The sequence below is a fragment of the Faecalibacterium sp. BCRC 81149 genome, from assembly GCF_022750605.1.
GTDB lineage: Bacteria > Bacillota > Clostridia > Oscillospirales > Ruminococcaceae > Faecalibacterium > Faecalibacterium duncaniae.
Genome location: NZ_QXJA01000027.1, coordinates 1 through 10248 on the forward strand (window position 1 = coordinate 1; position 10248 = coordinate 10248).

14 protein-coding genes are annotated in these 10248 nt (G+C 46.3%); all 14 read left to right on the forward strand.

All coding sequences use genetic code 11. From position 1 onward, the window contains the following. The first annotated feature begins 110 nt into the window (after positions 1–110). A complete protein-coding gene (locus D3F01_RS15450) occupies positions 111–1922 on the forward strand; it encodes a recombinase family protein (RefSeq protein ID WP_242889554.1) in 1812 nt (603 codons plus the stop codon). Next, positions 1919–2296, forward strand: coding sequence for a TnpV protein (locus D3F01_RS15455; RefSeq protein ID WP_069989227.1), 378 nt, complete (start codon positions 1919–1921; stop codon positions 2294–2296). The genes D3F01_RS15450 and D3F01_RS15455 overlap by 4 nt, the downstream gene beginning before the upstream one ends. 17 nt (positions 2297–2313) lie before the next feature. Next, positions 2314–2595 (forward strand): DUF6809 family protein, encoded by a 282-nt coding sequence (locus D3F01_RS15460; protein WP_118693262.1) that lies wholly within the window; start codon positions 2314–2316, stop codon positions 2593–2595. A gap of 115 nt (positions 2596–2710) precedes the next feature. Further along, positions 2711–3004: a ferredoxin gene (locus D3F01_RS15465; protein WP_118693261.1), complete on the forward strand. Its 294-nt coding sequence runs from the start codon at positions 2711–2713 to the stop codon at positions 3002–3004. Beyond that, a complete protein-coding gene (locus D3F01_RS15470) occupies positions 2982–3272 on the forward strand; it encodes a molecular chaperone (RefSeq protein WP_242889555.1) in 291 nt (96 codons plus the stop codon). The genes D3F01_RS15465 and D3F01_RS15470 overlap by 23 nt, the downstream gene beginning before the upstream one ends. A 226-nt stretch (positions 3273–3498) precedes the next feature. Then, on the forward strand, positions 3499–3858 hold the full coding sequence (locus D3F01_RS15475; RefSeq protein WP_069989223.1) for a PadR family transcriptional regulator: 360 nt from the start codon (positions 3499–3501) through the stop codon (positions 3856–3858). Beyond that, complete coding sequence (locus D3F01_RS15480) at positions 3855–4313, forward strand: DUF1700 domain-containing protein (protein WP_238051864.1); 459 nt, start codon at positions 3855–3857, stop codon at positions 4311–4313. Before D3F01_RS15475 ends, D3F01_RS15480 begins: the two co-directional genes overlap by 4 nt. Positions 4314–4315: 2 nt before the next feature. After that, positions 4316–4753: a DUF6591 domain-containing protein gene (locus tag D3F01_RS15485; protein ID WP_238051862.1), complete on the forward strand. Its 438-nt coding sequence runs from the start codon at positions 4316–4318 to the stop codon at positions 4751–4753. A gap of 77 nt (positions 4754–4830) precedes the next feature. Then, positions 4831–5136: a DUF3847 domain-containing protein gene (locus D3F01_RS15490; RefSeq protein ID WP_242889556.1), complete on the forward strand. Its 306-nt coding sequence runs from the start codon at positions 4831–4833 to the stop codon at positions 5134–5136. A gap of 299 nt (positions 5137–5435) precedes the next feature. Further along, positions 5436–5981, forward strand: coding sequence for a helix-turn-helix transcriptional regulator (locus tag D3F01_RS15495; RefSeq protein ID WP_242889560.1), 546 nt, complete (start codon positions 5436–5438; stop codon positions 5979–5981). A 151-nt stretch (positions 5982–6132) separates the two neighbouring features. Further along, complete coding sequence (gene mobQ, locus D3F01_RS15500; protein ID WP_242889562.1) at positions 6133–7731, forward strand: MobQ family relaxase; 1599 nt, start codon at positions 6133–6135, stop codon at positions 7729–7731. Positions 7732–7801: 70 nt separating this feature from the next. After that, positions 7802–8428, forward strand: a complete 627-nt coding sequence (locus D3F01_RS15505; RefSeq protein ID WP_242889564.1) for a CHC2 zinc finger domain-containing protein — start codon at positions 7802–7804, stop codon at positions 8426–8428. Then, the gene (locus tag D3F01_RS15510) at positions 8385–9713 is read left to right on the forward strand and encodes a virulence-associated E family protein (RefSeq protein WP_242889568.1); all 1329 of its coding nucleotides are present in this window, start codon (positions 8385–8387) and stop codon (positions 9711–9713) included. The genes D3F01_RS15505 and D3F01_RS15510 overlap by 44 nt, the downstream gene beginning before the upstream one ends. Before the next feature lie 252 nt (positions 9714–9965). Next, positions 9966–10151, forward strand: a complete 186-nt coding sequence (locus D3F01_RS15515) for a transposon-encoded TnpW family protein (RefSeq protein WP_242889566.1) — start codon at positions 9966–9968, stop codon at positions 10149–10151. The last annotated feature ends 97 nt before the right edge of the window (positions 10152–10248 follow it).

The window sequence follows — 10248 nt, forward strand, 5'->3', positions numbered from 1 at the left end:
AAGGGTTACAATAATATAGGACAGAGAAAAAGTCACACGGTAAGACGAAAATCTTCTGCCATGTGGCTTTTTCTGTACCCTATATGAATTTTCCAGAAAGGAGGAAGCCAATGGAAACCAAGAAAATCAAGTACACAGCCCTCTATGAGCGATTGAGCCGTGACGATGAAATGCAGGGCGAATCCAACAGCATTACCAACCAGAAGAAATATCTGGAAGAGTATGCACGGTCACAGGGATTTAAGAATATCCGCCATTTCACGGACGATGGTTATAGTGGTGTTGACTTCAACCGCCCCGGATTTCAGTCTCTGATTGCCGCAGTTGAGGCAGGAGAAGTCGATATTGTCTGCGTAAAGGATATGTCGAGGTTTGGGCGTAACTATCTGAAAGTCGGCTTTTACACGGAAATCATGTTCCCCGAAAAAGGTGTCCGATTTATCGCTATCAACAACGGCGTGGATAGTGCCAATCCAAGCGAAAATGACTTCACTCCGTTTTTGAATATCATGAACGAGTGGTACGCAAAGGACACAAGCAACAAAATCCGTGCCATCTTCCGTTCAAGGATGCAGGACGGAAAACGATGCAGCGGTGCTATCCCTTATGGCTATAAGCGTGACCCGGAGGACAAGAACCATCTGCTGATTGACGAGGAAGCCGCAAAGGTAGTCCGCAGGATATTCCAGATGATTATTGACGGCATGGGGACAAAGGCGATTGCAAACAAGCTGTCCGAGGAAAAGGTGCTGATACCGTCTGCCTATCTGGAACAATCCGAGCATGGGCAGAGCCGAAACCACAGCTACCATGACCCCTACCGTTGGAACTGTACCGCAGTTGCCTACATTCTTGAAAAGCAGGAATACATGGGGCATACCGTGTTGGGCAAGACCATCTGCGAGAATTTCAAGACCAAGAAGCGAAGAAAAGCCACTCCCGATGAACTTATCATCTTCGAGAATACCCATGAAGCCATTGTCGATGAAGAAACATGGCATCTGGCACAGAAGCTCCGCAGGAAAACAAAGCGAACTCTGGCAAATGGGACTTACTCACACCGACTGTCTGGACTGCTTTACTGTTCGGATTGCGGAAAACGCCTGTCCTATGCAAGCCCCCACTCACAGCACAGAGCAGACGGAAAAACCTACGATGCAGACAGCAACTTCCGCTGTCCGACCTACAAATCCATGTACGGCGAGTGTACGATGCACTTTATCAAGGCATCCACTCTGGACAGTCTGGTTGATGAAGCTATCCGCAAGGTTGCCGCCTATGTGCTGAAAGATGAACAGGCGTTTTTACAGCAAGTTAAAGAGCTTACAAGTGCCAGTCAAGCAGTTGTGCAGACCGACAGCAAAAAGGAGCTTGTGACCGCAAAAAAGCGTATTGCAGAACTGGATAACTTCATCAAGAAACTCTATGAGGGCAACGCATCCGGCAAGATACCCGACAGGCAGTTTGAAAAGCTCATGGCTCAGTATGACACCGAGCAACAGGAGCTTGAAGCAAGGGTCGCTGAAATCGAAGCGAAAATCAGCGAACTCCGGCAGGAAGAAGAAAGCGGAGAAATGTTTGTCCGACTGGTAAAGAGATACCGTGACTTTACGGAAATTACACAGACCATGCTCAATGAGTTTATTGACAAAATCGTTATCTTTGAAGCCACAGGCGGCAGAACGGTCAACCGTAGCCAGAGGATTGATATTTACTTTAATTTCATCGGTCAGTTTGTGGTGGAGGATACCGAAGAAGAAAGCCTGTCAAGGCAGGAGGAAGAAAAGCGACTGGCAGAACTCAAAGAGCAGGAACGCAAAGACCGCAGAAATGAGACTGTCCGCAGATACAGACAGCGTAAAAAAGAGAAAAAAGCCGCAGAAGCGGAAGCCGAGAAAACGGCAGAAAGGAATATCGCATGAAAGAATTGAAGCCCCGAATCCATGAAAACGGTATCGACTACATCCTTGTAGGCGATTACTATGTGCCAGACTTGAAGCTGCCGGAGGAACACCGTCCCATCGGTAAATGGGGAAATCTCCACAGGGCATATCTGAAACAGTATCGCCCTGCCGAGTATTCCACCCTTGTTCTCTCCTGCAAGCTGCATACTTACCTTGCTGATCTGAATGAACAGGCAACGGCAAGATGTGACTGCATCATCGAGCAGATGAAGAAAGCGGAGAATGTGACCGAAGCCCTAAAAGCTATCGACCAGATGTTATGGGTGCAAGCCATGAACTCCATCCGCAACCGAGCCGAGGAAATCGTCAAGCACGAAATGATTTACTGCTGAGAAAGGAGCGTGAACCTATGATTTTAGATGCTATCTTTGACGGGCAGATTTATCCGTCAGAAACTGTTGTTCCGAAATGTAAAGCATTTTGGGAAGCCAACGAAGCCGCAACAAACATTATGAGCTACTTTGAACAGAAGTTAAGCAAAGAGGACTATGAGAAGTTGGAAAGGCTCAATGACCGTCTGGCAGACAGCCAGAACATTCAGAACAAAGAGCAATTCAAGTATGGTTTTGCTATGGGCGTTCTGCTGATGAAAGAAGTCTATGAGCATCCAGAGTTTAAGCCGAAAGAATAAGCCGAATTTCATAAGTCCAGACCCAACAATTTCATATCGTAAACAAAGCGACAGGTATTTCCTTGTGAAGTCTCTGTCGCTTTTATTTTTACCAACATTCAAGGAGGAAAACACTATGAAAATGAACCTTAACGAAATGGAAGCCCTGTACGCCTTTGGTTGCCCTAACCGCAAAGCGACTATCGAGCGTTTACGTTTGGTTGCTGCCATTGCTCCCGATCCTGCGGCGAAGAAACTGTTTTATATGCTCTCCGTCAAGCTGAGTGCCGAGGGTGCGGACAGATGGTATCGCTGCTTCTACCACAATCTGCGTGTACGAATGGATGAATACTACCACGACAAGGCAGTTATGGAGCGTGTGTTGAATGACCGCAGGGAGGGCTGCTATGGCGAAGCTGACGAAGTATGAAAAGGAAACCATCGTCCTGTTCAACGAGGGCGAGGACACAGCACACATCCAGACCTACAATGCCGGACTGAGGAACAGACTGGCGGCGTTCTCCAAGAAATACCCCGACCTCTGCCGACTGGAAAAGACCTACGAGCAAGGCGGCGTGTCCTATGTTCTGGACAAGTCCCGACTGTCCATCCGTCTGCAACCGCCGTACAGCGAGGAACGCAGACGAAAAGCAAGCGAGAATGCCAAGCAAAATGGTTTCGCCAGTCAGACGGAATAATGTAGAGTTTAGGGTTGATATGCGGTCAAAATATCGGGTCTGCACTTGATGTTTTGACCGCAAGTACATAAAGCTGTATAAGGTATCGAATATGACGAAAATGTAAATTTTACCTCTATAGATGTGAATTTCTTTCAAACTATATTGACTGAACTTGCAGACCGTAGTATAATTAGTTTTGCTATTTAGGCACGCTAAGTAGCAAAACTAAAGTGAGGTAGAGAGTATGGATAATAAGTATGTGCAACAATTCAAAAAAGGCTCTCTTGAAATGATACTCTTATCCTTAATCGGACGTAAAGAAACCTATGGCTATGAAATTATCACAGAGTTAAATAACAGTGCGTCTGTTTTGGGATATGCGAAAGAGGGGACGATTTACCCTATTCTGTATCGCTTGCAGGAGGCAGAGCTAATTCAATGTCGTTTAGCACCAGCGGCAGCTAATGGTGGCTCTAAGAAATATTACTCCCTTACTCCCAAAGGAAAGGAAGTTTTACAGGAATTGATTATGTTTTGGGCAAGCTACACAGATTGCGTAAATGGCTTTATCGCCAGCTATCAACAAACGGAGGTGTCAGAATGAAAGAACAATATATTAAGCAGGTTGAAAAGGAATTGAATTTATCACGCAAAGCCAAAACTGAGGTTGTGCGTGATCTGAATGAAATCTTTGCTTCTGCTACAGAGCATGGAGAAACTGAACAACAGGTAATCGAAAGGTTGGGGACACCAAAAGAATTTGCTGACAGTACAGCAGAACAGTTTGGAATTGATAATTCTGCTCCCCAGAAACGAAAAGGGATTATTTCAAGCGTTACTTCCCTTGTGGTAGCTGTTGTTGCTTTTGTAATTTATGCTACTGCAAAATCTGATAAAGTGCCAGATGGAGCTATCGGGCAAGCAGACGCAATGACAAACATTCAAGTTGAGGGGACTTTCGGTTTTGATGCATCACAAGTCATTTTAGTAGTCGGCATAATCGCTGTTACATTTGCTGTCATTCAGATTATCCGAACAGTCCGCCACAACAGGAGATAACTATGAAAAAATATATTTCAATACTTGCAGTTTTACTTATGCTGTCATTGACAGCGTGTTCCAACCAGGGAACAACACCAACTGGCACAGGAAACACAAGCAATACACAATCTGAAAGTATTACGATGCTTGATGAGGGTGTATGGCCTGTGAATGAATACACAGAGGGACTTCCTGTTCCGTCCGGTACAGTTGCGTGGGCTATGCTCGATACAGAACACGAGAATTGCAGTATCAGCATTGTAGATATAGACGAAAGTTCTTATAACGAATATATGGAGCTGTTGAAACAAGAAGGCTTCTCCGTGATTGAGGATGTATCAGAAGAAATCAAGGGACAGGACTATGTTTCTATTGGTACGCTTCTATCTAATGACGAAAAAGGATTGAGTATCAGCTACATACCCGATAATTTAACTATTTACATTTCATTTGAATAATGACTAAGCCAAAGGCGATCAACCGTGAAAAGTTGGTCGCTTTTGTTTTATCCATTATTGCGAAAGGAGTTGACCTAATGCCCAATGAAAAATTGGAAAAGCTGAAACACGAACAGTATGTTGCGGAGCGAAAGCTGACCGCAGCTAAGCACAAGGAAAAGCGACTGGAAAGCGAAATCAAGCGACTGACCCGAAGCGAAAGAACCCACCGCCTTTGCACTCGTGCCGGAATGTTGGAGACCTTTTTGAGAGAGCCGACTGTTCTGACGGATGATGATGTAATGGAGCTTCTGACTTTCATCTTCCACAGCGAAGCGGTTCAAAAGAAGCTGAATATGCTGATTGAGAACCGAAAGGAAACGGAGCAACCGAACGGGAGCTAAAAACCCTGTTGGAAAACAGGGCGCAATTATACACCACCTAAAGATGGTGATTGCGTTCTGCCGAAAGCCCCTTGCAGGGAGCTTGATGATTTCCGCAAAAGTCCTTTGCTCCAATCATCCAGAGGAAGCTACACTTCCCCTGCGCTGTCTTGCGACAGCTACCCCTTTGTGGACTTGCCGCCCAGGAACGATTGCAGGAGCAATCATTCTTGGGCAACAAGTTTTGGAATGTTAACATCAGTTGCTTGAATGCAACGAGCATCGGCGATAAAATATTCTCATCTAAAGGAGGGATAATCATGCTAAATGAAAATATTAAAGCACTCCGAAAGGCAAAGGGATTGTCTCAGGAGGAGCTTGCAATCAAATTAAATGTGGTTCGTCAAACTGTTTCAAAATGGGAGAAAGGTTTATCGGTTCCAGATGCCGGAATGGTCATTCAAATTGCAGAGGTTCTTGATACCACCGTTAATGTTTTGCTTGGTGAGGAAATTCCTAAGTCTGAGGAGCCGGATTTTATAAAAACACTGGCAGCCAAATTGGAAGTATTAAACGAGCAGTATTCTAAACAAAATGAGAAGCGACGAAAAATTTGGAGAGTTGTTTTCACAGTAGTTTTGGCTGTTTCGGTAGTTTCATTGATTAGGTATTTGTTTTTCTTCGGCTCAATATACCAAATGAAAAATATAGGAGATACCTCTACAAGCGTTACTGTAATCGGTGGAGCTGATGTTCCGGCATACATTCCAATTTGGTATTATTTCTCTGTATTGAAGCCTGTGCTTTTTAATGTGCTTCTTCTGGTTGCATCTGCTATTGGAATCTATCGAACCAGAAAGATATAATAATTGTTGAGAAACAGCAACCGTTTCCATCACAAGATAAATGTTACAATTTAATAACCGCCGCTTTTAGTCGGCACAACAAAGCAGGAAATCTGAAAAAGGTCTCCTGCTTTTTCTATGCCCACATGAGGGAGAAAGGAGATGATGAAAAATGCCAGTACCCCATCTGAACATACGAATTGTTCAGAGAAGCAAGGGCAATTCCGCAGTTGCCGGAGCAGCTTACCAAGCCGGAGAAAAACTGTTTTCCGAGTACGACCAGAAGCACAAAGACCACCGCAGGAAACAGCATGAGGTTGTTTACACGGAAATCATGTTGCCGACCAATGCCCCACCCGAATATGCAGACCGGGCAACACTCTGGAACTCTGCCGAGGAAGTTGAGAAGCAATGGAACTCTCAGCTTGCAAGGCGTTTCGTTGTTGCCCTGCCGAGAGAAGTGCCGCTTGAAATGTGTCCGCAGATGATGCAGGAATACTGCCGAGAACATTTTGTGTCAAAGGGAATGTGCTGTGATTTTGCAATCCATGACCCCGACCCACCGGGACACAATCCCCATTGCCACATTATGCTGACCATGCGAGCCATTGATGAAAACGGAAAGTGGATGCCCAAGAGCCGAAAGGTTTATGACCTTGACGAGAACGGCGAGCGTATCAAGCTCCCATCCGGCAGATGGAAAAGCCACAAGGAAGATACCGTTGACTGGAACGAACAGTATCACGCCGAGGAATGGCGACACGGATGGGAAGTCATTCAGAATAAGTATCTGGAGCTTGCCGGAAGTGCCGAGCGTGTGGATATGCGTTCCTATGAAAGACAGGGGCTTGATATTATCCCGACTGTCCACATGGGAGCCGCCGTGTCTGCTCTGGAACGCAAGGGCATTGAAACCAATATCGGCAATCTCAACCGAGACATTAAAGCCGCCAACCGCATGATGAACGCTATCCGCAGTACAATCAAAAGTCTGCGAGACTGGATTGCGGATATTGTGTCTGCCACAAAAGAAGCGTTTGCGGAAATGGAAGCCGAAAAGAAAAACGCTTCACCCGACCTCTCCACTCTGCTCCGTGATTATATGAATCTGCGAAAGGCAGAGCGTAGCGATTGGTCGAGGTACGGACAGCAGAAAGGCACAGCCGATGATTTGAAAGCAGTCTCCAAAGCTCTGATCTATTTGAAAGAACATGAGCTTTTCACTCTGGAAGATTTGGACACCGCCCTGCAAGGCGTGAACGAAAAAGCCAGAACCATCAATGCCGATATGAAAAAGGCATCTGCCCGAATGAAAGTCATTACCGGCATACAGAACGCCGTGGCAGACTGCCAGGCCCACAAGGAAGTCCATGACAAGTATATCAAAATCGGTTGGAAAGTCCGACAGGCAGCTTATGCAGAAAGCCACAAGGACGAACTGGACACCTACAACAAAGCGTTCCGTTATCTCAAAAAGCATGGCGTTGATTTGAATGTAAATCTGGATGCCCTGCAAACAGAATATGACAAGCTGAAAGCAACCCACACCGATCTTGCCGGACAGCTTGCTACCGTCAAAGAGGAATTGCAACCGATGAAAGATATTCGCTATTGGGTGGGCAAAGTCCTCACGCCGGAACAGTCCGAGGTTGAGAAGAAACCCGAACCGAAGCACTCCCTCAAAGAACGCTTGCAGTATGAGCAGGCAGAAAGCAAAAAGAAACAGGAGCAGAAAGCTCCGCAGCACAAAAAACAGAATATGGAACTTTAACAGGCACTTGCCGTTTTCTCTTGTTGTGAAAATGTCGAGTGCCTTTTTTGTTTCCCGAAAGGATGATGCAATGAATGTATTTGAAGCCGTAAAAGGCAATGTTACTACCCGACAGGCGGCAGAGATATACGGCATCCGTGTCAACCGTCACGGCATGGCAGTCTGTCCATTCCACAATGACAAAAATCCGAGCATGAAAGTGGATATGCGTTTCCATTGTTTCGCTTGCCAAGCGGACGGGGATGCAGTTGATTTTGTTTCCCGACTGTTCGGACTGCCAAGCAAAGAAGCCGCCATGAAATTAGCTGATGATTTCGGTATCTGCTATGACAGCAGACAGAAGCCATCCGTCAAACCCAAGATAAGAGAACCTACCCCAGAGCAGAGATACCGACAGGAAGAAAACCGATGCTACAAGGTGCTGACCGATTACTTCCACTCTCTCCGAGCGTGGAAACAGCAGTACGCACCGAAACAGCCGGAGGATGAATGGCATCCCCTGTTCGTGGAAGCCCTGCAAAGAGAAAGCTATATTGAATATCTGCTTGATATTCTCCTGTACGGCACTCTCGAAGAAAAGAAAGCTCTGGTTGCCGAGCAAAGAAAAGAGGTGATGAAACTTGAACAGCGATTTGCAGAACCCACAGCCGAGCATGACCGTGGAAGAAGTCAGAGGAAGTCTGGACTTGACCGATAGCGGAGCTATCAAGAACAGCATAAGGAACTGTCTGACAGTATTTCAGAATGACCCGTATCTGCAAGGTGCTGTCAGGTACAACATTCTCACGGAGCGTATCGACATTGTAAAGCCCCTTTGGTGGAGCAAGCAGACAGCGACACTCAATGACACAGATCTGAATTATCTGATGCTCTATCTGGAAGATAAGTATGCTTTGACGAGCGAGAAGAAAATCCAGAAAGCTATCTCCATTGTCGCTGACTGCGATAAGTACCACCCCATCCGTGACTATCTGAACAGTCTGGAATGGGACGGCACAGAACGCATCCGCTACGCTCTGACCCGTTTCCTCGGTGCGGAGGACAGCGAATACACTTATCAATGCTTGCGACTGTTCATGTTGGGAGCTATCAGCAGAGTGTTCAAGCCCGGATGCAAATTTGAAGTCATGCTCTGCCTCGTTGGTGGGCAAGGTGCAGGAAAGTCCACTTTTTTTCGACTGCTTGCAGTCAAGGACGAATGGTTTTCCGATGACCTAAAGAAGATTGACGATGACAATGTTTACCGCAAGATGCAGGGACATTGGATAATTGAAATGTCGGAAATGATTGCCACAGCCAACGCCAAGAGCATTGAGGATATTAAGTCCTTTATCAGTAGAGCGAAAGAAACCTATAAAGTGCCGTATGAAACCCATCCGGCAGACAGACTTAGGCAATGCGTGTTCGGCGGTTCGTCAAACACAATGGACTTCCTGCCCCTTGACCGAAGCGGCAACCGCAGGTTCTTGCCCATCATGGTACACCCCGAAAATGCCGTGGTTCACATTCTGGAAGATGAAGCTGCATCCAGAGCGTTCATTGACCTTATGTGGGCAGAAGCCATGTTTATCTATCACAATTTCCCTGTAAAGCTGACCTTATCAAAGGATATGGACAAGGAACTGAAAGAACTGCAAAAGCAGTTCATGCCGGAGGACACCAAGGCAGGACTGATACAGTCTTTTCTTGATAATTTTGGCGGCACACAGGTCTGCTCCAAGCTGATCTATGCAGAAGCTCTGAACCATCCCTTTGACGAGCCAAAACAATGGGAAATCCGAGAAATCAACGAGATAATGAACAACAGCATTGAGGGATGGACACCGTTTTCCAATCCCCGTATCTTTGCCAAGTACGGCAGACAGCGAGGATGGGAACGCATACCGTCCGGCAACGAGCTATCGGCAACAAGCCCAAATCTGCCAGACGGTTTTCGGGAACTGACCGAGGAAGAAGCCCGACAGATGGAACTTCCATTCTGAAAAACTGACCGTGTTGCCGAGCCAGTTGCTATCCCGTTGCCGACCCCGTTGCAGGGCTAATCCCTTAAAACCCCTTTATTTACAAGGAGTTTTCTTCTCCGGCAACGAAAGCAACGGAGAAATCAAAGAAAAAAGTAAAAATAGTATAAGAGCCAGATAGGGCTATGTTCGAGGTTTTTTGAAGCCCGTTGCCGGACTTCGTTGCCGACCCTCACACCCTGTCTGGCTTTTTTCATTTCAAGGAGGTATTCAATGGCAAAAACAAAGAACACAGCACCCACAACCACCGAGCAGACCGCACCCATGATTATCAGAAAGATTGGAAAGACCACCTACATGGTAGGCATCCATTTCAGCCAGACGAGCAAGGAAACAATGGACGATAAGGTGCTGCGCCTTATCAAAAACGACATTCGCAACGCCGCCATGTGCGGATAAAACCACCGTCAAGGCAGGATGTGTGTTGTTCATAAAATGTTTGCAAATAAAATGCACATTCTGTCTTGACGAAACGCTTCCGAAAGGTAGTATCGTG

Coding starts and splice junctions, on each gene's coding strand:
- D3F01_RS15485 (WP_238051862.1), top strand. CDS start 4,316: ATGAAAAAATATATTTCAATACTTGCAGTTTTACTTATGCTGTCATTG.
- mobQ (WP_242889562.1), top strand. CDS start 6,133: ATGCCAGTACCCCATCTGAACATACGAATTGTTCAGAGAAGCAAGGGC.
- D3F01_RS15455 (WP_069989227.1), top strand. CDS start 1,919: ATGAAAGAATTGAAGCCCCGAATCCATGAAAACGGTATCGACTACATC.
- D3F01_RS15470 (WP_242889555.1), top strand. CDS start 2,982: ATGGCGAAGCTGACGAAGTATGAAAAGGAAACCATCGTCCTGTTCAAC.
- D3F01_RS15475 (WP_069989223.1), top strand. CDS start 3,499: ATGGATAATAAGTATGTGCAACAATTCAAAAAAGGCTCTCTTGAAATG.
- D3F01_RS15505 (WP_242889564.1), top strand. CDS start 7,802: ATGAATGTATTTGAAGCCGTAAAAGGCAATGTTACTACCCGACAGGCG.
- D3F01_RS15465 (WP_118693261.1), top strand. CDS start 2,711: ATGAAAATGAACCTTAACGAAATGGAAGCCCTGTACGCCTTTGGTTGC.
- D3F01_RS15490 (WP_242889556.1), top strand. CDS start 4,831: ATGCCCAATGAAAAATTGGAAAAGCTGAAACACGAACAGTATGTTGCG.
- D3F01_RS15515 (WP_242889566.1), top strand. CDS start 9,966: ATGGCAAAAACAAAGAACACAGCACCCACAACCACCGAGCAGACCGCA.
- D3F01_RS15495 (WP_242889560.1), top strand. CDS start 5,436: ATGCTAAATGAAAATATTAAAGCACTCCGAAAGGCAAAGGGATTGTCT.
- D3F01_RS15450 (WP_242889554.1), top strand. CDS start 111: ATGGAAACCAAGAAAATCAAGTACACAGCCCTCTATGAGCGATTGAGC.
- D3F01_RS15480 (WP_238051864.1), top strand. CDS start 3,855: ATGAAAGAACAATATATTAAGCAGGTTGAAAAGGAATTGAATTTATCA.
- D3F01_RS15510 (WP_242889568.1), top strand. CDS start 8,385: ATGACCGTGGAAGAAGTCAGAGGAAGTCTGGACTTGACCGATAGCGGA.
- D3F01_RS15460 (WP_118693262.1), top strand. CDS start 2,314: ATGATTTTAGATGCTATCTTTGACGGGCAGATTTATCCGTCAGAAACT.